General features: G+C 64.4%; 24 protein-coding genes. 8 read left to right on the top strand and 16 right to left on the bottom strand.

What is annotated here, in order from left to right; genetic code table 11:
- Positions 1–151 precede the first annotated feature (151 nt).
- The 3 genes from L6637_RS35755 to L6637_RS35765 form a co-directional block, all read right to left on the bottom strand.
- Positions 152–436 carry a hypothetical protein gene (locus tag L6637_RS35755; protein WP_338076888.1) on the bottom strand — a complete coding sequence of 95 codons (285 nt, stop codon included), beginning with the start codon at positions 434–436 and terminating at the stop codon, positions 152–154.
- Between the two features lie 127 nt (positions 437–563).
- Positions 564–1001 (bottom strand): hypothetical protein, encoded by a 438-nt coding sequence (locus L6637_RS35760; protein ID WP_237873612.1) that lies wholly within the window; start codon positions 999–1001, stop codon positions 564–566.
- A gap of 39 nt (positions 1002–1040) precedes the next feature.
- Complete coding sequence (locus L6637_RS35765; protein WP_237873614.1) at positions 1041–1667, bottom strand: LysR family transcriptional regulator; 627 nt, start codon at positions 1665–1667, stop codon at positions 1041–1043.
- 128 nt (positions 1668–1795) lie between these two features.
- Between L6637_RS35765 and L6637_RS35770 the strand changes: the two genes are divergently transcribed.
- Together L6637_RS35770 and L6637_RS35775 are read left to right on the top strand one after the other, a co-directional pair.
- Positions 1796–2188: a RidA family protein gene (locus tag L6637_RS35770; RefSeq protein ID WP_237873616.1), complete on the top strand. Its 393-nt coding sequence runs from the start codon at positions 1796–1798 to the stop codon at positions 2186–2188.
- A 38-nt stretch (positions 2189–2226) separates the two neighbouring features.
- Positions 2227–2919 carry an L-2-amino-thiazoline-4-carboxylic acid hydrolase gene (locus L6637_RS35775; protein WP_237873618.1) on the top strand — a complete coding sequence of 231 codons (693 nt, stop codon included), beginning with the start codon at positions 2227–2229 and terminating at the stop codon, positions 2917–2919.
- 32 nt (positions 2920–2951) lie between these two features.
- Here the strand turns inward: L6637_RS35775 and L6637_RS35780 are convergent, their stop codons facing one another.
- On the bottom strand, positions 2952–3779 hold the full coding sequence (locus L6637_RS35780) for an MBL fold metallo-hydrolase (RefSeq protein ID WP_237873619.1): 828 nt from the start codon (positions 3777–3779) through the stop codon (positions 2952–2954).
- Positions 3780–3873: 94 nt separating this feature from the next.
- Here L6637_RS35780 and L6637_RS35785 point away from each other — a divergent pair, with 94 nt between their 5' ends.
- A complete protein-coding gene (locus L6637_RS35785) occupies positions 3874–4725 on the top strand; it encodes a LysR family transcriptional regulator (protein WP_237873620.1) in 852 nt (283 codons plus the stop codon).
- 7 nt (positions 4726–4732) lie between these two features.
- Here the strand turns inward: L6637_RS35785 and L6637_RS35790 are convergent, their stop codons facing one another.
- From L6637_RS35790 to L6637_RS35805, 4 genes are read right to left on the bottom strand one after another with little or no spacing between them, the layout of a single operon-like run.
- Positions 4733–5497: a hypothetical protein gene (locus L6637_RS35790; RefSeq protein WP_237859354.1), complete on the bottom strand. Its 765-nt coding sequence runs from the start codon at positions 5495–5497 to the stop codon at positions 4733–4735.
- Between the two features lie 2 nt (positions 5498–5499).
- Complete coding sequence (locus tag L6637_RS35795; RefSeq protein ID WP_237859476.1) at positions 5500–5694, bottom strand: hypothetical protein; 195 nt, start codon at positions 5692–5694, stop codon at positions 5500–5502.
- On the bottom strand, positions 5694–6137 hold the full coding sequence (locus L6637_RS35800; protein ID WP_237859356.1) for an Ig domain-containing protein: 444 nt from the start codon (positions 6135–6137) through the stop codon (positions 5694–5696). The genes L6637_RS35795 and L6637_RS35800 overlap by 1 nt, the downstream gene beginning before the upstream one ends.
- A 25-nt stretch (positions 6138–6162) precedes the next feature.
- Entirely contained in the window at positions 6163–9582 is a 3420-nt protein-coding gene (locus L6637_RS35805) for a CHAT domain-containing protein (RefSeq protein ID WP_237873621.1), read from the bottom strand.
- Between the two features lie 94 nt (positions 9583–9676).
- On the opposite strand from L6637_RS35805, the gene L6637_RS35810 reads away from it, so the two are divergent.
- Positions 9677–10651, top strand: coding sequence for a dienelactone hydrolase family protein (locus tag L6637_RS35810; RefSeq protein ID WP_237873624.1), 975 nt, complete (start codon positions 9677–9679; stop codon positions 10649–10651).
- A gap of 9 nt (positions 10652–10660) precedes the next feature.
- On the opposite strand, the gene L6637_RS35815 is transcribed toward L6637_RS35810, so the two are convergent.
- Both L6637_RS35815 and L6637_RS35820 read right to left on the bottom strand, forming a co-directional pair.
- Positions 10661–11422, bottom strand: coding sequence for a hypothetical protein (locus tag L6637_RS35815; protein ID WP_237859359.1), 762 nt, complete (start codon positions 11420–11422; stop codon positions 10661–10663).
- Positions 11423–11437: 15 nt separating this feature from the next.
- Positions 11438–11626: a hypothetical protein gene (locus L6637_RS35820; RefSeq protein WP_100177693.1), complete on the bottom strand. Its 189-nt coding sequence runs from the start codon at positions 11624–11626 to the stop codon at positions 11438–11440.
- A gap of 255 nt (positions 11627–11881) precedes the next feature.
- On the opposite strand from L6637_RS35820, the gene L6637_RS35825 reads away from it, so the two are divergent.
- Complete coding sequence (locus L6637_RS35825; RefSeq protein WP_237859360.1) at positions 11882–12859, top strand: DUF2336 domain-containing protein; 978 nt, start codon at positions 11882–11884, stop codon at positions 12857–12859.
- A 97-nt stretch (positions 12860–12956) separates the two neighbouring features.
- On the opposite strand, the gene L6637_RS35830 is transcribed toward L6637_RS35825, so the two are convergent.
- The 4 genes from L6637_RS35830 to L6637_RS35845 all read right to left on the bottom strand — a co-directional run bounded on the left by L6637_RS35830 (position 12957) and on the right by L6637_RS35845 (position 16301).
- The gene (locus tag L6637_RS35830) at positions 12957–13301 is read right to left on the bottom strand and encodes a DUF1491 family protein (protein ID WP_237863871.1); all 345 of its coding nucleotides are present in this window, start codon (positions 13299–13301) and stop codon (positions 12957–12959) included.
- A gap of 53 nt (positions 13302–13354) precedes the next feature.
- Positions 13355–13564, bottom strand: coding sequence for a hypothetical protein (locus L6637_RS35835; protein ID WP_237873625.1), 210 nt, complete (start codon positions 13562–13564; stop codon positions 13355–13357).
- Between the two features lie 153 nt (positions 13565–13717).
- The gene (locus L6637_RS35840) at positions 13718–14443 is read right to left on the bottom strand and encodes a peptidoglycan-binding domain-containing protein (RefSeq protein WP_237873627.1); all 726 of its coding nucleotides are present in this window, start codon (positions 14441–14443) and stop codon (positions 13718–13720) included.
- Complete coding sequence (locus tag L6637_RS35845; protein ID WP_237873628.1) at positions 14436–16301, bottom strand: PAS domain-containing sensor histidine kinase; 1866 nt, start codon at positions 16299–16301, stop codon at positions 14436–14438. Before L6637_RS35845 ends, L6637_RS35840 begins: the two co-directional genes overlap by 8 nt.
- 387 nt (positions 16302–16688) lie before the next feature.
- On the opposite strand from L6637_RS35845, the gene L6637_RS35850 reads away from it, so the two are divergent.
- Together L6637_RS35850 and L6637_RS35855 are read left to right on the top strand one after the other, a co-directional pair.
- Positions 16689–17135: a DUF5330 domain-containing protein gene (locus tag L6637_RS35850; RefSeq protein WP_237873630.1), complete on the top strand. Its 447-nt coding sequence runs from the start codon at positions 16689–16691 to the stop codon at positions 17133–17135.
- 69 nt (positions 17136–17204) lie between these two features.
- The gene (locus L6637_RS35855) at positions 17205–17633 is read left to right on the top strand and encodes a SufE family protein (RefSeq protein WP_237863866.1); all 429 of its coding nucleotides are present in this window, start codon (positions 17205–17207) and stop codon (positions 17631–17633) included.
- Positions 17634–17752: 119 nt separating this feature from the next.
- On the opposite strand, the gene L6637_RS35860 is transcribed toward L6637_RS35855, so the two are convergent.
- Together L6637_RS35860 and L6637_RS35865 are read right to left on the bottom strand one after the other, a co-directional pair.
- Positions 17753–18169, bottom strand: coding sequence for a Ros/MucR family transcriptional regulator (locus L6637_RS35860; protein ID WP_237863865.1), 417 nt, complete (start codon positions 18167–18169; stop codon positions 17753–17755).
- A gap of 163 nt (positions 18170–18332) precedes the next feature.
- Complete coding sequence (locus L6637_RS35865; RefSeq protein WP_237873631.1) at positions 18333–19208, bottom strand: DUF308 domain-containing protein; 876 nt, start codon at positions 19206–19208, stop codon at positions 18333–18335.
- Positions 19209–19522: 314 nt separating this feature from the next.
- Between L6637_RS35865 and L6637_RS35870 the strand changes: the two genes are divergently transcribed.
- The gene (locus L6637_RS35870) at positions 19523–21172 is read left to right on the top strand and encodes a glycosyltransferase family 39 protein (protein ID WP_237863863.1); all 1650 of its coding nucleotides are present in this window, start codon (positions 19523–19525) and stop codon (positions 21170–21172) included.
- Positions 21173–21287 lie beyond the last annotated feature (115 nt).

A 21287-nucleotide genomic window follows, 5' to 3' on the forward strand; every position in this document is an offset into this window, starting at 1 on the left:
GGCAATCATCATCAGGCCGCGACACTGCCTCGCCATCCTGATCGCCGCGCACTTCCTACCCAGATTGCCGCGCTACAGCCTGCGGCAGCGACGCCAGCACGCGCGCGATGCTTCGGTTCACAATTGATTGTGCACTCGTGAAAGGACGCCATCACGCGTGAGGCAGAACGGTCGTGATCTCGTAGATCGCCACCGCCGTTCCGAGACAGCGCCGCCAGGGATTGACGCCGCGGACGATCTCGTCGGCGGCCCAGAGGAGAAGTCCACCTTTGATGATAACGGTCAGCGCAACGTTGGCTTGACCTGAGGGCAGCCAGAGCCACCGGAGAAGGGCCGCTGCGATCACGATCCACAGAACCAGATTGGGCGCCTGAACAATCGTGATAGCGCCTGTTTCACGATTGCGGAAAAACCAGTTCAGGAGCTTGCGCATCATCGCGGGCTGAGCGGTTGCAACGAAGGGACTGGCCTCGTGGTCGTCCAGGAGATGGAGGTGCGCGGCTTTCCGCTCATACAAAACCGCCCCTGACACGAGTCAAGGGCGGTTTCCAGATCGGGCCGGATCAGTGACCGGTGCCCGGCTTGGTGGTTTTCGGCGGCTTGCCGTCTTCCATACGACCTTCGTTGCGAAGATCACGGCCCTCCTGGGCCTTGCGCTGGCTCTTCGGATCCTTGTCGTGCTCGTTCATCTCTTCCTTGATGTAGCCGGCGCCTTCCTTGATCTTACCTTCAACACTCATGACGTCCTCCTTCGATATGGGAGGTAATGCGCTGGCGAGCCTGACGTTCCGGCGCTGGACGTCCGTCTGGCATAGGAACGCAAGGAACTGCCCTGCGTTACGGAGCAAATGAGTCAGGTCCGACGAAGAATACGGCAGGCAAAGACGTTGAGCGAAAGGCTCGCTGAAGCTGCGCGCGAAGCCCGCGCGCAGGTGCAGCCCCTGCCGGATGGACAGTTGCGAGACGTCCGCCTGGAAAAGGCTCGCCAGTACGAGGCGCAAATCCCGCTCAATGCATTTCCGGGACAGCGCCGATAACAATCAGCTCCCGACGCCGCCGACCAGCCGCGGCCGGCGGCTCGCGCGCGCCCTCTCATCCATCACGGTACGCAGCCATTCGCGAAAGCTGACGATCTCCGGACAATCCACGGTGCCCTCGGGCGCGATCAGCCAATCGCCGAGACCTGTCCCCTCGGTGACCCTGTCGCAACGATAGCCGGGATGATGGCCGAGGCTGCGGGCGATCAAGAGATCAACCTTGCCCTCGACAAGCTCATGCAGGCCGGCAGGCTGGAGCACGCGCAAACCGATCTCCGCATGCGCACTCCGAAACGCCGCGAGATCAAGGCGGCGCAGATCGAAGCTGGCATGGACGCCCAATTGCAGCAGCACGACACCTTCAGGCTTCAACTGCGAGGTCGCCTCCGCGATGTGGCGAAAACCCTCGGACACCCCCGGCAGATAGGCCTGACCTGCCGCGGTCAGGATCAGCTGCTTGTGCAACCGCTCGAACAGCTGCACGCCGAGGCGCGCCTCCAGCGCTTTCACCTGCTGCCCGACGGCAGCGGGGGTCACGTGAAGTTCGTGCGCGGCCAGCTTGAAGCTGAGATGGCGCGCAGCAGCCTCGAAGGCGCGGAGCGCGTTGAGTGGCGGAAGGGCGTAGGTCATCGCGCATCAGTTTGACACCGATGGACCGCCGTCTTGCAATAGATTTTCTTGCGCTGAACCGCAGGAATGATGCTTTGCGCGGCAGTGATGTCGCCGGATAGGGTCGGTTCGCAATCCGGAGACAGGTCATGCCCCAAGTTCTCATCGTCAGTCACAATCCCAGAGCGGTTCACCCTCCCGCCGGCGGCTACAGCCTTGGGCTTGAAGTGACGCAGCACCGCCGCCTGCTATTCATCAGCGGCCAGGTCCCTGAAAAGTCCGACGGCTCCGTGCCCGAAGGGTTCGAGGCGCAATGCGAGCAGGCCTGGCGTAACGTCATGGAGGTGCTCACTGCTGCCGGTCTTGGCGTTGAACATCTGGTCAAGGTCACCACCTTCCTGACCGACCGCAATCAGGTCGTAACCAACCGCACCGTTCGCCGCAGGATGCTCGGGGAGCATCAACCCGCGCTGACGGTCATGATCGCCGAGACTGTCGACAGCAAATGGCTGCTGGAGATCGAGGCGATCGCCGCCGAGTGAAAACAGCTTCAAGACTTTTCCAGATGCTCAGGTGCCCCATGCCTCAAACCATCCATCCCTTCTACGAGACCCATCGCGATGCCATGGAATCCGCCATGCGCCAGCGCCTCGACCTGGCCGAGCCGATGCTGCGCGAGCGCACGCATTTGTCCGACGTCGACGTAATCAGGCAGGAGGTGATGGACGAATTCGCCATCGTGCTCGCCCAGATGCCCTATGTCGGCGGCACAGCGAGCCGCATGAGCGATTTCTTCATGCGCCTCACCGGCTTCATGGCCATCAGCCGCGTGCTGCGGCGGCATGGCGTGCCGGTGCCCGTGATCGGCGAGATCGAGCGGGCGATCTACAAGGCACAGCTGCTCACTGAGCCCGAAGCGGATCGTCTCGCCGCAGGGGATCAATTCATGTCGGCGGAGAACCAGATTTTGCTGCGCGAGCAGGCGGCGAGAAGCGTCACAGAGAGCCATCAGGCCGAATTTCCGGAGGATTTCGCCTACGATTTCGTCGAGCCCGGTCCGAATGATAGCTTTGAATTCGGCATCAACTACAAAGCCTGCGGCTTCTGCAAATTCGCTGGCCGCCACGGCGACAAGGAGATCCTGCCCAACATTTGCGGCCTCGATTTCGACGCCTATGCAACCCGCGGCATCCGCCTGGAACGGACGCAAACGCTGGCCGGCGGCGCGAGCCATTGCAATTTCCGTTTCTCGCGATTGCAACGTGACGGATGACGTCGCGCGCGGGCGCCTGTTCGTAAGCTGCGCTAATGCGCGCCGCACCGGCAGTTCTCGTAGTCCACGGGATCGTGGCTGTTGAAAATCGCCACACGCTTCCCATGGTTCAGCTTCAGCTCCCGCAAGCGCGCCTGGTTGGCGCTGCGGGCATTGCGGTCCATGTCGACCTTGCGCTGGAAATAGCGGAGCATCATCGGCGCGCGCGGCGATGCGTCGAGCTGGCCGTGATGGAAGTAGCTGTCGCCGGCATGCAGCAGCCATGTGTCACTGGTGCGGACCGCGATGCCGCAATGGCCAAGCGTGTGGCCGGCGAGCGGGATCATCAGGATATCGGCCTCGCGATCGCCAAGCGCGCGCACGCCCTTGAAGCCGAACCAGTCTTCGCCGGTCTCACCGTAGAAACTCCAGCTCGGTCCGTGGCTCCATTGGCCCGTGACATAACGCCCTTCGGGGGGCGCCGGCTTGTGCAGCACGGCCATGTCGTATTCGGCGCGATGGACGTGGATCGCGGCATGGGGAAAGTCGGGCACGCCGCCGGCGTGATCGCGGTCGAGATGTGTCAGCAGCACGTGACGCACGTCATTGGGCGAATAACCGAGCGCCCTCACCTGCTGCACGGCCGTCTCTGCCGGATCGAGCCTCGGTGCGGTCTGGCGCAGCCATCGCCGCCCGAGCCTTTCGGGCGCGGCGATATCGCCGAGCCCGATGCCGGTGTCGACCAGCGCGAGGCCGTTATTGGTCTCGATCAGCAGGCAATGGCAGACCATGCGGGCGCGCTGGAACAGGCCGCCGGTGCCGTTCACGAGCCGGCGGCCCATCGGGCACATCGTGCCGGTGTTGAGGTGATGAATTTTCATGGATGACGCTCGCCTGTTGTGGACAGCGCCTTCTTGTCATCCTCGAATCCATAGGTAAAATATTGAATATTGATGATATCTCTAGGCACATCCTATGGACATCCGCGAGCTCCGCTACTTCACCGCCGTCTACCGTGAACGCAACCTCACCGCTGCGGCTCGCACCTGCTTCGTGTCGCAGCCGTCGATCTCGACCGCGATCACCAATCTGGAGGCCGAGCTCGGCACCACGCTGTTCATCCGGCACAAGAAGGGCGTCGCGCCGACGGCCTCGGCCGAGCAGTTTCATACCGTCGCCCGCCGCATCATCGACGAGGCCGACGCCGCGCGAAAGCTGTTCCGCAAGCCCAGCGCCAGGACGACGGTCACGCTCGGCCTGATGCGGACGCTCGACGCAACCAGGACGATCGCGCTGCTGAAGCCGTTGACGGCACGAAGCGACGTCGCGCTACGGCTCGTTGGCTGCGACGAACGCACCGATGCACGGATCATCTCGAAAAGCATGTTGCGCGACGACGAGCATTTCGTGCCGCTCTGGAGCGAGCGTTACGTCGCGGCGCTGCCGCCGTCGCATCCGCTGACGCTGAAAGACAAGCTCAGCACCGCCGATCTCGCCGACGTGCCGATGATCGACCGCTGCCATTGCGAGCAGAGCGCGTTCTTCGGCCGCGCGGCGCGGCGGCGCCAATCCGCGGCGATCGCGCAATCGGAGGATTGGGCCATGGCGCTGGTCGCGGCCGGCGTCGGCATCGCCATCGTCCCGGAAGGCGTAGCGAAGGGCGTCTCCGATGTCGCCATCAGGCCAATCGAGGTGAAGATCAAGCGCGAGGTCGGGCTCGCCTATCGCGCATCCGCGCCGCTGGCGGACGCGTTGAAGGATTTTGTCGGGAAGCTGCAACGCGTGCGCGCAAAGCCTCGCAACAACTCCAGCCGCCGGCACGACTGACGACAAGCTATCCGAGCAAGCCCTTCAGGCCGGCATAGATCGAGCCCACCGCGGTCGCGGCGACACCGGCCAGCGGGCCGACGGTCTGCATCAGGTCCTGAATCAAGCGGGCACGGCGGCGGAGCTGTTCCTCGCCCACATGCTGCCCGAGCAGGCGCGCCATTCTGAAGGCGAAAGCATTGGGCTTGCCGCCCTGGCCCAGAACGCGCGGCAAGACCTGGAAGATCACGACTCCCAATATGTTTCCGGACACGAAGGCGAGCAGGATGCTCGCACCGTATTCGAACACTTCGCGCCATTCGACCCACACGGTGGGCAGGATAGGAACATCATCGTGGAATCCGGTCACCGTCAGCATCGCCTGGATGCTGACGCTGGCGAGCAGCAACGCCAGCACGAACGCTCCCAATGTCGAGACCCGATGCAGCGGATAGGCTGCAAACCCGAACAGCAGCGGGATGACGATCGAGGCGATGCGGAGCGGAATTGGCGAGAGATTGAAGGTGATGGTGACCAGAACATGCGCGAACGTCAGCAGGATCGACGGAATGACGACGTAGAGAACGGCATGCGTCCCGTAATAGCGCAGCGGATTCTTGTACCGCTCGAGCCGGACATTGACGCGGTCGAGATCGCGCCTCAGCTTGTCCAGCTCGGCGACGATGTCGTCGATCTCGAGCAACGTCGGCCGCACCACGCGCAGATCGCGCGAGCAGTGCTTGCACGCGATGGCTTCGTCCTTGATCGTCTCGGCGCAGAATGGACACTCCATCGTCAGCGCGACGTCCTGCGCCGCATGATGGTCTCGACCTCGTCTCTGGCCCGCGCCAGCTCATCGCGCAACTGGTCGCGCTTGCGCAGGAGATCGTCGCGCTCCGCAATCAGCGTTGCGGGAACGGCGATGTCTCGCGAACAGGATGCGCAGACCAGCGCGCGATCCGCATTCTCGGCCTGGCAGTAGGGACACATCACTTGGGTGCGACCTTGAGGGTGAAGATGGCCGTGCCCGGCCGCCCGTCGCTGTCCTTGATGTCGACGCGCACGGTGTATTCGCCGGGCGGCAGTTCCGCGTCCTGCATGTTGATGCCGTCAGCCTGGACGAACGGCTTGATCCTCGACGTCAGATCGACGTTGGGCGAGCGGAGGAACACCATCTTGACGGATTCGGGATCGATCTTGGCGCCCCCGAACGACTCGAACTTCAATTGCAGCCGCATAGGCGAGGACACGGCATCGCCCGGCGAGATGAACTCCACCTTGGGACCGCGCAGGATGCCGCGCCGGTCAGCCGCGACCGCTCCCTTCGGTGGCGGCAGCTTGGCCTCCTCTTCCGTGATCAATTGTGTTGCCCGCGACGCTCCCGAAAACAGGAGACCAGCCGCAACCAGCCCGAGCAAGATATTCCGCATCATTGGCCTTCCAACCTTCCCAAATCAATCATCGTACGCCGCCATCACCGATGATCGTGTACGGCGCCCAGAACAGCGGATGCGCGTAGGCGAACTCGGTCTTGCCCTCGCCGTTCAGGTAACCGGGACCATCGACCAGGGCCATCATCGCCTGCCGCAGCGCTTCGCTCCGCGACAGTTTTGGATCGTCGGCCTGGCGCTTGAACAGATCGGTCACGAGCTGGCGAGCCGATTGCGAATGCACCGACCAGTTGGTCACCAGCAAGGCGCGCGTTCCGGCATAGAAGAACGCGCGGCCAAGACCGGAGGCCGCCTCGGCGCCGGCGCCGGCGCCAGCGCCGGTGTTGCAGGCGGACAGGATGACCCAGTCGGCGTCAAGCTTCAGGCCCAGAATTTCCTCCATGGTGAGGAGGCCATCTCCGCCTTCGCCAGTCACCGCCGGCGACGACAGGGCGAGGGCCGGCTGCGTCAGGCCGTTGAGCTCGCCCGGCACAAGACCGTGCGTAGCGAACGCCAGAATCCTGAAGCCGGAGAGATTCATCGTCTTCACTGCGCTTTCGGTCGCATTCTTGCCGAGGAACAGCACCTTCGAGGGATCTGCCTGCAAGGCCAGCGCGATCGATTTGAGCTCGTCGGCGGTATCGGGGAGACGGGGCAAGAGGCCGAGCTCTGCGCTATCGACGCCTTCGAGCTTCGGGCTGCTGCGACGCTTCAGGGGCATGCCGCGGGTGACGTTGCCGCCGACATCGGCGACCTGCACTTTGCCGTCGGCGCTTTCTGCCTCGGCCTGCTGATCCTTGTTGAAATAGGGATCGCCGAACGCCACGAGATCGCCGCGGCCGGGCTTGCCGGGCGGCAACTGCCGCAACGTGCGCAAGGCCGCGGCCGAAGGCACCGTCGAGACGGCATGGGTCCGCGCCAGCCACGGCACGTTGCGATAGCCGACGAACAGCGGATCCTCGTCCGCCGCCACTTCTGCCGGTGCGGTCGGCAGCAGCGACAGCGGCAGCAGGCCGAGCGCGCCGTTGGTCACCACGATCAGGTTCTTGGCCGGCTTCCATCCGCTCTCGACCGGCTTGAGCAGCAGCTCGTAGAGCTCGTAGCCGAGCTTCAGGTCAAACGGCGGAATGTCCGAGATCATCGCGGCCTGCGGCTCAAGCGCCTCGCGCAGCTTGCGGATCTTCGTCTCGATATCGCCGCTCCTGGCATTGACGGCGGCGAAGGCCACCGGACCCGATTTCGGCACGGCCCAGACGAAGCTGCCGTTCTGGCCGAAATAGAATGACAGCATCGCTTCATTGTCCGACAACGTCGCGCGGATCTCGGCAACGCTCGGCGGCTTCGGCGAAACGAGATCGGCATAGACAGGGAATTTCTGCTTGATCTCTTGGCGCGCCTTGTCGCGTTCACCGCGCAAGGCCGTGATCGACGCCTGGATCTGCTGCACCCCCTTCTCGTCGCGCTCCGCCGAGGGAATGGCGAGGACGTTGTTGAGCGTGCCGAGCTGGGCGTTGACCTGTTTTGTCAGGTCCTGCTCCTTGCGGACGAGCTCGGCGAGCGCGGGATCCTTTGCCGCGGCACGCGCGCTGGAGGCTGCGAGCGCCTGCTGCACGGAATGGCCGCGGATGGCATCGGCCAGGCTGAAAGTCTCCTCACCGACGGCGCCGCCGGTGCCCTCGGCCCGCGCCAGCAGCAGGAGGTAGCTCTCGACGATGGTCTGGAGCCGTTGGCTGCGCGCGGCCACCACGGTCGTGTTCTCGTCGTCGGCGTTCTCATTCGCATTCGCCATCATGATCGGAATGGCGGCCTTGAATTCCCTGATGGCATCGGCATCCCGCCGCGCCCGCATCAGGCCGATCGCCAGGGTGCCACGCGCCGACGCAGCGTCGAAATGGTTCTCGCCGACCCGCCCGATCTGCTTCTTGACCAGTTGCTCGGCGGCGGCGATGCCGGCGTCGAGCTGGCCGGAATTATAGAGCGCGAGAATGCGCGCCGGGTTGAGCTCGATGACCTGTCGGCGCTGCGGATCCCAATTGGCGACGGCCTTGTCGATTTGCGCAAACATCTCGTTGGCCTCGGCATTCTTGCGCCGCAGGTTGAGAATGCCGGCGAGATGAGAGAGCAATTGCACGGTCGATTGCGAGTCATCAGGCACGCCGACGGTCTTGTTGATCTCGAGCGCGACGCGGCCGAGCTGCTCGGCTTCCTCGTAGCGGCCCTCGTCGACCAGGATGCCTGCCAATCCCATCACATAACGCGGCATCACCGGATTGTACTTGCCGGTGTCCTTCAGGCGCGACAACAACGCCCGGCGCGCGTCGACCTCCGCTTCGGCAAGTCGGCCTTGCCGTGCCTTCATGCGGGCCTGACTGAGCACGAAATTGTCGATCGCCTGCAGCACGACGGTTTCAGCCGGCGGATTGTCCGAGTCCAACAGGGCCTTGATGGCGGCGCGTTTGCGTTGCTCTGCCACGCGATAGGCGGCCTCGGCCTCGACGAACTGCCCGCGCGCCTCGAAGATCAGCGCCCTGGTGCCTTCGAGATCCGCCTCCCAGCTCTGCCCCATGCGCGCATAGGACGTGCGCCAGCCCGGAAGACCGCTGGTTCGCGCTTCTTGGATGGCACTCATGGTCCGGCGCAGATAGGCCTCGGCCTGGGCGATGTCGCCCATCTGGATGAGAATGCCGACAACGGACCTATTGGCGCTGAGTTGATATCCCTTGGCGCCAGGCAGGCTCGCGGTGTCGCGCAACAGCCGCTGCATGACTTCGAGCGACCGTTTTGGATCGCCGGCCGCGGCATATTGCAGCGAGAGGAGCTGCATCAGGCGGCCCATCATGTTGGGCTCCACCACACCGCGGCCGATCTCGACGGCCTTGCTGGCGTCGGCGGTGGATTCGGCGAGCCGACCGAGCTGCGAACGCGCGTTGGCGCGGTCGAAATAGAATTGCGCGAGATCGCCGCGCGATTCCTTCCCCGTGGGCGTCGCCTCCGCGTCCGATTTCAGCTCCGCGATGAGCTTTGCGTCGGGCTTTTCGCTGTCGAGGATCGCGGTGATGTCGGCGATGGTGCGGGGCGGAGCGATGAAATCCTTCGGCAGTGCCGTGCCGGGGTCGAGCTTGGGCGCAGCTTCCTTGGGAAGCTCGACAGCGACATTGGCGCGGCCATTGGCTGCGTTCAGAGCTGCCATCACGCAGGCCCTGACCTGCGGCGAGGCCTTGGCGCGGCACCCCTCGATATCGGCACCGGCCTTGCGGCCACCCTGCGCCTGCATGCAGGCTTGCACGATCGGCTTGCCCACCGTCATCCGGCAGTTCTCGAGTGCCGCCTCCTTGGTCAGCGCGGCAGCCGAGCCTGATGATCCCAGAAGAACGGCGAGGGCCAGCAGTTTTCGCGGCAGGGTAACATCCAGACGGCTCTTAACCGGACTTGCGGCGTTGAAGCGCATCGCGAAGGACCTTTGGATGAAAATCACTTGAAGAAACGGGCCAATCCTACCCCTATTACCCGGGAGGACAATCACCAATCGGTAGGGTGGCGGGATGCCTGGAAGGGTTAGCGGCAGCGGTCGGCACCGATTCCTCGGGCGGCCGGGCCACAGGGGACGGCGCCGGCTGATCGTGCTGGTTGTCGGGCTGATCGCTGGGTATAGCCCCGCAAGCGCGGTGGACGGGCCGGAATGGAAGGCGGCGGTCTGGGATGCCGAGGCGATCTATCGCGGAGCAACAATCGCCCCGGACCTCGTTCTCCCTGAAATCGTCGAGACGGTCGACCGGCTGACGTCACCACGGATGGCATTGATCAAGCCGCCCGGCTCAGGCCCGTTTCCAGCCATCGTTCTCATGCACCAGTGCAGCGGGCTGAACGTTGCCGTTGCTGCATGGGCTCGCGCCGCCGCCTCGCGCGGCTACGTCGTCCTGCTTGTCGACAGCCTGGAGCCGCGTGGCGTCAAGAGCGTCTGCTTCGGTCCAAAGAACGGCGTGAACTTCTTTCGGGGCGCACGCGATGCGCTGCAAGCGGCCGAACATTTGCGACGAATGCCTGATGTCGATGCGCAACGAATTGCGCTTGTCGGTTTCTCATGGGGTGCGATGGTGGGCTTGCTGGCAGCCAGCCCGCACTACGTCGATGCCTTGAAGTCGGGCCCGGGATTTGCAGCCGTCGCAAGTTTTTATCCCGGATGCTTCCGCATCACGCCGCAACAACGGCCGCCATACGATCTTGTCAATCCAGATGTGTCGCGACCACTTCTGGTCTTGATGGGCGATGCCGACACCGAGACGCCCGCGCAGGAATGCCTCGACCGGCTCGACGTCCTGAAGCAAGCCGGCGCCCCCGTCGAATGGCACCTCTATGCCGGCGCGACGCATTGCTGGGATTGTCAGCAGCTGGACGGGCTTAACAAGATTGACGTCCGCGGCGATCACGTCGCCTATCATTTTCGCCAGGACGTGACCGACGATTCCCGGCGCAGGCTGTTCGAGTTCCTGGACCGGGTGATGCCCAGACGACCCTAGCGGCCACGCTCAGCCCTTGGACACCACCGCGCGACCGTAAGGCGGCTGCGAGATAACAGGCGGATTGGCGGTTTGTGCGGCGAGCTCGCCGATCAGGCGATCGGCGTCGGCGGCCATGCCGTCGGGTGCCTGGATCACCAGCCGCTCCAGCGCCCAACGATAGGACGAGACGCGCTGCTCGAGGCTTTGCTGCACCCACTGGACGATCAGCGAGTTCTCCTGCATGCGCGCGACGGCGTCCGCCTTTTCCTGTGGCGACAGTGCGGAGACCCGCGCCATGCTGGCGTCACGCTTCCTGTCGAGATCGATGACGCGGATCGCGCATCCAAAGAACGGCTCGAAGCGGGTGACGTCGTTGCGCACGTCCTCGATCAGCTGCGCATAGCGCGAGGAGTGCGAGCGATGCGGCTCGTCGATCAGCGTGCGCCCGTACATGGTGCGATCGAACACGACCTTCTGGCGCCACGGTGCCGGCAGGGCCTTGTAATCGCCGAACACGCTCTTCCAGGCCGGCCGGGACAGCGGCGGCTCGATCATGGGATAGGCAAGGTCGCGGAGCTGGCGCTCCTCGTCGGTCAACTGGAATTGGGAGGACTTCAGGCCGAGGCTGCCGGTGGCTTCAACGCCGAGCCAGCTGTGCATGTCGTCGCTGCGCATGTCGGCGCGGGTGCGGCCAAAATCACCGCCGCTGCAGCCAGCGAGCGAGGCGCCTACAGCCGTGAGCAGAAGGGCCGATAGAACGGTGCGGATCTGGCGAATTGATTCCGGCATTGCAAGAGCCGCAATTCAGCGGCGACGACGACGGCGCCCCGGCGCGGTGCCCTGCTCCGGTCCGCGATCGCCGCTGGTTTCGTCGCTCTCGCGCTCGATGCGGATGACGGGAAGGATCAAAATCGTTCCCATGTCCGCGCGCGGTGTGACGTCCCCCGACGAGCCCACCCGGCGACCGGCCGGAAATTCGATGATGGTCCCCATGTCAGCTCTCTCAACTACCGCGCGCCCGAACGCGCCCCGGCAACATGGGGGTCATTAGGATCAGTTTATGGTTAACGGGGTGTAAACATGGCCATTGGACCGTAACCGCACGGACCGTTGCCTCGCCGTCCCGCAGCGAGACGAGATGGCTTGAATTGAGTGGGTTTGCTTCACATCTCGTTTTCCTTAACGAGCCTTTAAAGGAACTCTTGATAGGCTGAGACAACAGTTCTTTTCCGAGTTGCGTACGCCTCCATGACCAAGTCGCTGTTTCCCGGATTCGACGGGCTGATGACACTCTCCCGCCGCGAGGGCGTCGATGTACGCCCGACCCTGCTGCGCGTGTTGACCGATCTCTACGTCCAGGCCAGCACCCACACCGAGGATGAGCAGCGCCAATTCATCGAGCTTGCAACGCGGCTGATCGATCAGGTCGACGATGCGACGCGCGCGTCCGTCAAGGCGAAGCTTGCGATCTATCCGCACACGCCCGTGCCCGTTCTGCAGAAGCTCGGGCTGGTCGCGGCGCAGGAAGGCCGCCGCGTGCCGCTCGCGCGCACAATCCCGCAGCCCACGCCCGCCCCCTCGCCTGTTCGCACGCCGACGGACGCGGAAGCGCGCATGGCCGCCAACATGGCGATGCAGCCGAAGGAAGCGGCCGAGATCCACGACATGTTCTTCGGCGCCGATGCAAGCCAGCGCGCGCTGATCCTGCAAAATCTGGCGCAGACGCCGCTGAAGGCCGCGCCGCGGATTCCGACCGCACATGCCAAGCGCGCGATCCAGGTTCTGGAGATGGCGGCGATCGCCGGCGACGTCGACAGCTTCGCCTACGAGCTCGGCGACACCCTGATCCTGCCCTCGCGCGTCGCGGCGCAGATCGTCGACGATACCGGCGGCGAGGCACTCGCGGTTGCCGCGCGCGCGCTCGACATGCCGAGCCCGAATTTCCAGCGCATTCTGTTGTTTTTCAAGCCCGCGATCGGCAATTCCGTGAACGAGGTCTACCGGCTGGCGCGGCTCTATGACCGCATCAGCGACCGCTCGGCGCTGGTGATGCTGGCCGCCTGGCGCGGCTCGACGCTCGCCGTCACGCGCGCAAAATATCAGCCGTCACTGCACGACAGCGAGCGCCAGCGCGCACGCGCCGCGGCCGGCCAGTCGCGGCCGAGCGTACAGCCCGGCTCGAGCCCGGTGGTGCGCACCGGCAGCGGCGGATCATCGAATCGCTAAAGCGCGATGAGATTGGGTTGAACCGTCATCGCGCTTTAGCTCTCTGTTTGAGCATGATCTTTTCGGAAAACCGCTTCACACTTTTCCGGATCATGCTCTAGGTCTTCGCCAGTTCCAGGAAATGCCGCCCCGCGCGGTCTTCGGTCTCGACGATCCAGGCATCCGGATCGAAACGAAGCTCCTTGGTCAGGCGCTCCTCGACGGCTGGCTCCGGCATCGGCTGCGGCGCGGCGGGCACGAAGAAGCGATCGACCGGGCGATCGTCGTCATAAGAGGTCTGTGGGGCCGGCACGTAGAGCAGGGCGTTGCCGTCGAGCAGCGACACTTTGACGAACACCGCGCCCGCCTCTTCGGCGCCGCGATGGCGCACCGCGCCGAACACGCCCTCGGTCTGGCACCGTCGCAAATAGGCCGCGACCCATATGTTGGATTTCAACCGCATGAGTCGGACGATAAGCCAGCGCGACGTGCACCGCCAGTGTCAGCTCGGAATTGTCATGCCTTGCCGACGCCTTGCCCGCCACCGATCTGGCGCGCAACGAGGTATGACAGTGGCATTGCGAGCGCAAACCCCACGGCGACTGCGTACGGGATGTTCCTGATGGCGTCGGCGGCAAAGCTCGGCACCATCAGCACCACGACGAGGCTGACGCCCGCCAGCACCGTGCCGAGCATGATCCAGACGACAATCGAGACCTTGAACATGACGACCTCTCTGCCTTGATGAGATGGACGATCATGTTCTTCGAGGCTTCCCGCCGTCATTGATCCCACGCAAATCGCGCCTGCGCGATTGCGGCCTGTCACGCCGACGTGCGGTCCGCAGATTGATTGACGTCAATGACAGCGGAGGTTCGACTATTCGACGAGATGACCGATCGCGGCGGCGAGCTCGCGCAGCAGGCGATCCGTCACCTGGCCGGTGACGGGCAACTTGTGCTGGCGTTCAAACGTCTGGATCGCAGACTGGGTCTCGCCGCTCATCGTGCCGGTGATCTTCAAATTGCCGTAGCCGTACTCAGACAGCGCGCGCTGCACGCCGGCGAGGCGGCGCGCCGCCGGGCTCTGCTGCGGGATCGGCGCCGGCGGCCGCGCGACGGCGACCGCGGACGGTGCCGGCGTGGGTGCCGTGGCCTTGATCACCAGATTGGTCATGGGATCGCCCGAGCGCAGCGTCGAGGCCGTCGTTTCAGTGGGCTTCTCCGGCGCCTTTTCGGCGGGCTTCTCGGCCGGTTTGGGCTCGACGCGAAACTCGGTCGCCTTCGGCTCGAGCGGCGAGGTATCGGCGCCGACGGGGCGCGGGCGCGGCATGGGGCTGGACAGCGACGCGGGCGACGGCGCGGGAAGATTGATCACGGTGCCGAACATCGGCGCCGGATGCCGGCCGGTCTGCAGGAACAGCGCGTTCGCCACGATGGCGCTTATGGCCGCGGCAGCGACGAGGCCGGCCAGCGTGTCCTTGGGGCTATGCAAGAGCACGCGCATCACCAGGTTGCGCTCGGTCTCGACATCGATGACCGCAGCCTTGGCCTTGGCGCCACGGCGGCGCGGAGCGGCTTCGTCGTTGGCAGACTTTCTAGGCACTTTTCTTCACCAGAGCAGGTTGGTCCTGAACGTCATGACGGAGCACCGGCGTCAACGTCGCGATCTTGCTCGCCGCCGGCTTTGCTTGCGGCGGCGTGTAGACGAGCGGCAGCTTGACCGTGACGGCGGTGCCCTCACCGAGCTTGCTTTGTACCGTCAATTCGCCGAGATGCAACGCCACGAGGCTCTTCACGATCGAAAGACCAAGGCCAGTTCCTTCGTGCCGGCGCTCATAGGTCTTGCCACACTGGAAGAACGGCGCGCCGATGCGCTTGAGATCGTCGGGCCCGATGCCAACCCCGGTGTCGCTGATGCGCAGGGTCAACTGCGAAGCCGATGCCGACGCTGACACCGTGACCTGGCCGCCGCGCTCGGTGAACTTGACGGCGTTGGCGACGAGATTGAGCACGATCTGCTTGAAGGCGCGGGGATCGCCCGTCATCACGGGCAGATCCTGCGGCGCGTCGGTGATGAGGTCGATGCCATTCTCGCGCGCCTTCAGCGCCAGCAGATTGCAGCAATGCATCAGCGCGGCGCGCGGCGCGAAAGGTTCCGATGCAATCTCGAAATTGCCAGATTCCATCTTCGACATGTCGAGGATGCCGTTGACCACGGACAGCAGATGCTGGCCGGAGGCGTTGATCAGCTCGGCATATTCCTTGCGCTGGGAGGCGGCCAGCATCAGGGTCTGCTCCTGCGCGATCATCTCGGAGAAGCCGATGATGGCGTTGAGCGGCGTGCGCAGCTCATGGCTCATGGTGGCGAGGAAGCGCGTCTTGGCGGCGTCGGCCGCTTCCGCCGCGCTGCGGGCCTGGTCGAGCGCCTGCTCCGACAGCTTGCGATCGGTGACGTCGCGCATCACCGCGACGACTTCGAGATCGGCGGTGACGTCACTGTAATGATTCTGGTGGCGCTGGTCCTGGTCGAGCGGCCGGCAGCGCATCTCGACCCAGATGAAGTCGATCTGGCCGCGCTCGGAACCGATAAGGTCGCGCCGCAGCCGGAATTCGACGCTGCGGACCTCGCCGCGCGCGGCGTCTGACAGTGCGGTGAGATAGGCCGGACGATCGGCGACATGGACGCGATCGAACAGGCCGTGGCCGAGCAATTGCGCGACCGGCATGCCGAGCATGGCTTCCGCCGCCGGCGAGATGAACTGTACCGCGCCGTTGCGCTGATGCCGCGAGATCACGTCGCTCATGTTGCGCGCCAGGAGGCGATAGCGCTCCTCCTCGCGCGACAGCAGCGCGACGCTGGTGCGTGCAAGCGACTCGGCGCCGAAAGCAAGGCCCGCGGCATAGAGCGTTGCGGAAGCGACGCCGAACGCCATCATCATGCCGCGCCCGGTTCCGCTGAATTCGCCAGCCGGCAGCCAGCCAAGTTGGCTGAGCAGGATCAACAAGCCCGCGCATGACAACGCGAGCAGAGAAGCAAAGGCCGCGACACGGCGCGAGGCCGACAGTGCGGCCTCCAAGGGAACCACGACCAACCAGATCGCGGCGAATGATTCGATACCGCCGGTCGTGGCCGCGATCGCCATGATCAGGCCGGCGAGCGCCAGCGACGACAGCACATGCGCGCCTTCATAGCGCCCGGTGCGCGACAGGAACCAGGACAACAGGATCGGCGCGATCAGCCAGGCGAAGGCCGCGACCTCGATCGCGCTCGGCACGCCACGCAGGACCAGATAAACGGGAAATGCGGCAAAGGCGGCCAGGCTTCCGAGAAGCCGCGGCGCCATGAAGGCCCGATGCCGCGCACGCGTCAGCGCATCGTAACGCGCGGAGGGATGCAGCAGTGCATCGAGACAATCGCGGATGATACTCAAAACTGTCACGGGTCTCGCGCTTCGGCTCATTCGTCAAAAGACGCGCCGGAACGCCTCCTTGTCGTTGAGCCACCGTGTCAGAGCGACCTTAAACGAGTGCTAAGGCGGATCGGCCGGCCCCCGAACAGCATGTCATCGCAGAGGTTTTTAGGCGATTTGGCGATGTCATCATCACAGATGGTGAACACAGGGTTTCGCCGTCCCGCTCATGGTTTCGAATTGGTGGATGCGCCGGGCCGGACTACCACGTAGGCCGGCATCAATCGAAAATTTACGAGACCGCGTCTTGCCAAGATTTTCGCGTAAATTTTCTGCGAATTAAGCTCAAGGCAATCACTTGCGATTTATCGAGAGTTGCTAGGTCGCTGGCGCCGCGCGGAGATCGCCGCGGGCCAGATCTAACTACAGGTCGATAAGATGCGCTTTCTGCTCCGCATCACATTCTGGCTCGGGCTGGTGCTGGTGCTCCTGCCGCGGGACAAGACGCCCGAATCGGACAAGCTGCCGAACATCGGCGCTGCCGACGCGGTGCAGGCTGCGACCGCGGCCGTCTCCGACATGAGCCAGTTCTGCAAGCGCCAGCCGGCGGCCTGCGAGGTCGGCGGACAGGCCGCAACCATCATCGGCCAGCGGGCGCAGGACGGCGCGAAAAAGATCTACCAGATCATCAACGACAAGAAGGAGCAGATCACCAACGAGAAGAACGAGAAGAACGAGAAGACCGACAAGAAGACGCCCGACCATACCGGCTCGATCACGGTGGCCGGCGAAGGCGATGCCACGGCGAGCGACGCGCCGCACGACACGCTGACCCAGGAAGATCTCGCGCTGGAATGGCGCGGCCCCGAGGCGACGGCGAATTAGGGCCCAAATCCTATCGATTTCGACGCTTCGCATGCCTATATTGGCCTGAACGGGAACCACAGGCCATCAATGACTTCGATTGACGACATCCGCGAGAATTTCGAGCTTCTGGACGATTGGGATGACCGCTATCGGTACGTCATCGAGCTCGGCCGCACCCTGGAACCGATGCCCGAGGCAGAGCACTCCGCCGCGAACAAGGTGAACGGCTGCGTCAGCCAGGTCTGGCTTCAAAAGCTGGTCGATCGCGGCAATGGCGCGCCGATCCTGAGATATCGCGGCGACAGCGATGCGCATATCGTGCGCGGGCTGGTCGCGATCGTGCTCGCGCTCTATTCGGGCCGCACGCCGCAGCAGATTCTCGATACGGATGCGATTTCCGTGTTCAACGAGTTCGGCTTCCGCGACCATCTGACGCCGCAGCGCTCCAACGGCCTGCGCTCGATGGTGGAGCGGATCAAGACGGATGCGAGAGAGGCGTTGGCGGAAGCGTCGTGAGGACACTTCCGCAGGGTGAGCAAAGGCGCGAAGCGCCGTGCCCACGAATCTCTCATTGATCGCACTCAGAACGTGGGCACGCTTCGCTTTGCCCACCCTACGAGATCTTGAGCGCGGCTCTACTTCCCCTTCTTCCGCTGCTGCTGACCCAAGCCCATCTTCTTAGCCAGCTGCGAACGGGCCACCGCGTAGTTCGGCGCGACCATGGGATAGTCGGCCGGCAGGCCCCATTTCTCGCGATATTGCTCGGGCGTCATGTTGTACTGGGTTCGCAGATGGCGCTTCAGCGATTTGAAGCGCTTGCCGTCTTCCAGACACACCAGATAATCGGGCGCGATCGACTTCTTCAGTGACACCGCTGGCTTTGCCGGCTCGTGCGGCGCCTCGACGCGGCCCGACGACACCCGCGTCAACGCCCCGTGCACCTGGCTGATCAGGTTCGGAATCTCGCCGGCCGGCGTCGGGTTATTGCTGAGATAGGCCGAGACGATGTTCGCCGTCAGCTCGATGAAATTCTTGCCCGCGGCATCCGACATGGGCGCGCCCTCTCTCCAATCCGGCTCCGTCGCGCTGCATTGGCGGCGGTGAAGTATTCTCTGTCAACAATACGTTTGGCCGAAATACGACGACTGGCGAACATGAACCGATTACTGATCTCGCGACAATAGCGGCGAGACTTTACTTGAACGCGAGAGGTCTTCAGCCTCCGCGCTGGTCGAGATGGGCGCGCAGCTCGTCGATCGAGGCAAAGCGCATCATGCCTTCAGGCATCTGCGCCTCGATCGAGCCGTCGGAATAGAGCGAATAGGCCATGCCGTCGACGATGCCGGATTTGAGCACCGTCACCTGCGGCTGTTCGGCCGGCGGCAGCTCGGGCGAAGGTACGGTGGGCGGAGGCGCAGCAGGCTCGAAGGTCGATGACGGGCGCGGTGGCGGTGGCGGTGGCGGCGGTGGACGACGCGCCGCCGGTGGCTCCGGCGGCCGCGCGCGGTCCGGCTTCGGCCAGGCATCGTCGAAGCTCGCATGCGGCGCTTCCGGCGCGGCGGGTTCTGCGGGAGCCTGCGGCGGCTCGGCAGCTTTCGCCTCGGCACGCTCACGCTCCTTGCGCGAGCTCGAGGCGAACATCAGGTTCCGCTTGCGCGGTGGTTCCGGCACGGCGGGCGGCGGAGGCAGCGGAGGGGCTTCCGGCTCGGCCGGCGCCTCAGCACGCGGGCGCGCGGGCGCTTCAGCCTGCCATGGTGGCGCGGCGGGCGGTGGCGGCTCCGCGCGCATGGCCGGAGCGGGCTCCGGCGCAGGCGCACCGAGCCCATTGGGCGAGGCAAGGCCCGGCGGCAGCACCGGCCTGACGCGAACCTCCGAGGCCGCGGCTGTCCCGGCCAGGCGGCGGGCGATGGCCTGCAGCTCGAGCAGCACGACGTAGAGGCCTATCAGTAACATACCGGAGCAGACGCCGATCGTTCCGCTCGTTATGAGCGTGCTGCCGAGGCTGAAATCCCTGATGGAATAGCCAAAAGCGACCGCAAGGAGGCCCGCCAGAACGGCGAAAATCCCAGCGATCAACATAGCCACACTCATCGAACACACCCCCGGCCGCGCATCCATGCGCGACACCCGCTACGCCACGATACCGTCATACTGCGTTCCACGCCAACGACCAATTGGCGCCACTGTTCCTAAAGGGAAGGATATCAGGGACTTATTCACATTCCCTTCAGCAATGGTCCGCTAGCTCTCATGGGCTGCCAAGCGTATCGGAAATTGCTGCGTCGCATCAGGAATTTAGCCATCATGCCCAATTACTTGGTTATGGAACTGCGCTATAGGGATTCCGGGGAGCAGGCCCGCGCGCACCAGCAGGGCCACGAGGGGATTCCGGGTCACCAATAGCCATGACATCCATCACGACTTCGGCGATCGACACGCCTCAGGGGCGCTCGGTTGAACGGACTTGCGACGACCTTGCCATGCTGGTGCTGGCTGCCGTCGCCGTCATCGCAGGCCTGACCTTCCGCGACTACGGGCTCGGCTGGGACGACTACACCCACGCCGAATATGCCGACCTGCTGCTGCGCATGTACGGCTCCGGCTTCAGGGACACCTCCGCCCTCTCCTTCGCCAATCTCTACATGTATGGCGGCGGCTTCGACATGGTCGCAGCCCTGCTGCACAAGATTCTCCCGCTCGAGCTGTTCGAGACGCGACGCCTGGTCGGCGCGATCGTCGGCGTGATCGGTCTTGCGGTGACATGGCGACTGGGCCGCCGCATCGGCGGACCTCTTGCGGGCCTCGCCGCGCTGCTGCTGCTCGCGCTCTGCCCGATCTTCTACGGCCACATGTTCATGAACCCGAAGGATGCGCCCTTCGCGGTGGCGATGATCATCCTGATGCTCGGCCTCGTCAGGCTCGCCGAGGAATATCCAAAGCCCTCGCCGCGCACGATCCTGATCGTCGGCCTGGGAGCCGGTCTCTCGATCGGCTCGCGCATTCTCGGCGGGCTCGCGCTGGTCTATGCGATGATCGGCTTCGTCCCGCTGTTCCTGGAGGAACTGCGCGGCGAGGGCGTCCGCGAGGCCGCCAGACGGTTCGCCCATGTTGTCTACGTGCTGCTGCCCGGCCTTGTGCTCGGCTATCTCGTGATGGGCCTGATCTGGCCGTGGTCGATCATGGAGCCCGGCAATCCCTTCGAGGCTTTGACCTATTTCTCGCACTTCTTCGAGAAGCCCTGGAAGGAGATGTTCGACGGCGCGATCGTGTCCGTGCCCGACATGCCCTGGTCGTATCTGCCGACGCTGTTTGCGCTACAGCTTCCCGAAGTGATGCTGGTGTTTATGACCGGCGCCATCATCGGCACCATCGCCATGTTGCCGCGCCGCGCGGTTCCAGCACGCCGCAAGACCATCCTTTTGATGCTGACGCTGGCAGCGACCCTGCCGCTCGCGATCGCGATGGTGAAGCGTCCGGCGCTTTACAACGGCATCCGCCATTTCGTGTTCGTGATCCCGCCGATGGCAGTGCTCGGCGGCGTCGCCTTCGCCTGGACCATCGAGCGCCTGCGCGCCAACCATCGCGCCTGGCAACCGGCCGTGCTCGCACTGTTCTGCTTCGGTCTCGCGCTGCCGCTGGCCGAGATGATCCGGCTGCATCCCTATCAATACACCCATTTCAACCACATCGCCGGCACCGTGCGCGCCGCCGACGACCGGTTCATGCTGGACTATTGGGGCCTCGCGCTGAAGCAGGCCTCCGACGAATTGCGCGAACAGCTGGTCGAGCGTCAGGAAGTTCCGCCGCGCAATCGCAAATGGAAGGTCGCGGTGTGCGGTCCGCAGCGACCGGCCCAGGTCGCGCTCGGCCCCGATTTCACCATCGGCTGGGATTCGAATGCGGCCGATTTCGCCATGACGCTCGGCGAATTCTACTGCAAGGGCCTCACCGCGCCTGTGATGGTTGAGATCAAGCGCGACGACGTGGTGTTCGCCCGCGTCTACGACATCCGCGGCCGCAGCATTTCCAGCCTGCTGTCGATCCCGGCACCGTAAAATTCGCCTCCACCGCAGCCCGCTCCATGCGGGCTACGCTGAACTGCCGCGCTTTGCCCGCCTTGCTGCCCGCTTCACCCGAGACTACGCTCCCCCTCCGCAACAACGAAGTTCG

This window comes from Bradyrhizobium zhengyangense (assembly GCF_022012435.1).
Classification (GTDB): domain Bacteria; phylum Pseudomonadota; class Alphaproteobacteria; order Rhizobiales; family Xanthobacteraceae; genus Bradyrhizobium; species Bradyrhizobium zhengyangense.

Bases quoted from the DNA above. Each gene is read 5' to 3' on its own strand.
- L6637_RS35770 (WP_237873616.1), top strand. From the start codon at position 1,796: ATGCCCCAAGTTCTCATCGTCAGTCACAATCCCAGAGCGGTTCACCCT.
- L6637_RS35805 (WP_237873621.1), bottom strand. From the start codon at position 9,582: ATGCGCTTCAACGCCGCAAGTCCGGTTAAGAGCCGTCTGGATGTTACC.
- L6637_RS35815 (WP_237859359.1), bottom strand. From the start codon at position 11,422: ATGCCGGAATCAATTCGCCAGATCCGCACCGTTCTATCGGCCCTTCTG.
- L6637_RS35780 (WP_237873619.1), bottom strand. From the start codon at position 3,779: ATGAAAATTCATCACCTCAACACCGGCACGATGTGCCCGATGGGCCGC.
- L6637_RS35800 (WP_237859356.1), bottom strand. From the start codon at position 6,137: ATGATGCGGAATATCTTGCTCGGGCTGGTTGCGGCTGGTCTCCTGTTT.
- L6637_RS35870 (WP_237863863.1), top strand. From the start codon at position 19,523: ATGACATCCATCACGACTTCGGCGATCGACACGCCTCAGGGGCGCTCG.
- L6637_RS35825 (WP_237859360.1), top strand. From the start codon at position 11,882: ATGACCAAGTCGCTGTTTCCCGGATTCGACGGGCTGATGACACTCTCC.
- L6637_RS35755 (WP_338076888.1), bottom strand. From the start codon at position 436: ATGATGCGCAAGCTCCTGAACTGGTTTTTCCGCAATCGTGAAACAGGC.
- L6637_RS35845 (WP_237873628.1), bottom strand. From the start codon at position 16,301: ATGAGCCGAAGCGCGAGACCCGTGACAGTTTTGAGTATCATCCGCGAT.
- L6637_RS35820 (WP_100177693.1), bottom strand. From the start codon at position 11,626: ATGGGGACCATCATCGAATTTCCGGCCGGTCGCCGGGTGGGCTCGTCG.
- L6637_RS35790 (WP_237859354.1), bottom strand. From the start codon at position 5,497: ATGGAGTGTCCATTCTGCGCCGAGACGATCAAGGACGAAGCCATCGCG.
- L6637_RS35860 (WP_237863865.1), bottom strand. From the start codon at position 18,169: ATGTCGGATGCCGCGGGCAAGAATTTCATCGAGCTGACGGCGAACATC.
- L6637_RS35865 (WP_237873631.1), bottom strand. From the start codon at position 19,208: ATGAGTGTGGCTATGTTGATCGCTGGGATTTTCGCCGTTCTGGCGGGC.
- L6637_RS35795 (WP_237859476.1), bottom strand. From the start codon at position 5,694: ATGTGTCCCTACTGCCAGGCCGAGAATGCGGATCGCGCGCTGGTCTGC.
- L6637_RS35810 (WP_237873624.1), top strand. From the start codon at position 9,677: ATGCCTGGAAGGGTTAGCGGCAGCGGTCGGCACCGATTCCTCGGGCGG.
- L6637_RS35765 (WP_237873614.1), bottom strand. From the start codon at position 1,667: ATGACCTACGCCCTTCCGCCACTCAACGCGCTCCGCGCCTTCGAGGCT.
- L6637_RS35830 (WP_237863871.1), bottom strand. From the start codon at position 13,301: ATGCGGTTGAAATCCAACATATGGGTCGCGGCCTATTTGCGACGGTGC.
- L6637_RS35850 (WP_237873630.1), top strand. From the start codon at position 16,689: ATGCGCTTTCTGCTCCGCATCACATTCTGGCTCGGGCTGGTGCTGGTG.
- L6637_RS35775 (WP_237873618.1), top strand. From the start codon at position 2,227: ATGCCTCAAACCATCCATCCCTTCTACGAGACCCATCGCGATGCCATG.
- L6637_RS35785 (WP_237873620.1), top strand. From the start codon at position 3,874: ATGGACATCCGCGAGCTCCGCTACTTCACCGCCGTCTACCGTGAACGC.
- L6637_RS35855 (WP_237863866.1), top strand. From the start codon at position 17,205: ATGACTTCGATTGACGACATCCGCGAGAATTTCGAGCTTCTGGACGAT.
- L6637_RS35835 (WP_237873625.1), bottom strand. From the start codon at position 13,564: ATGTTCAAGGTCTCGATTGTCGTCTGGATCATGCTCGGCACGGTGCTG.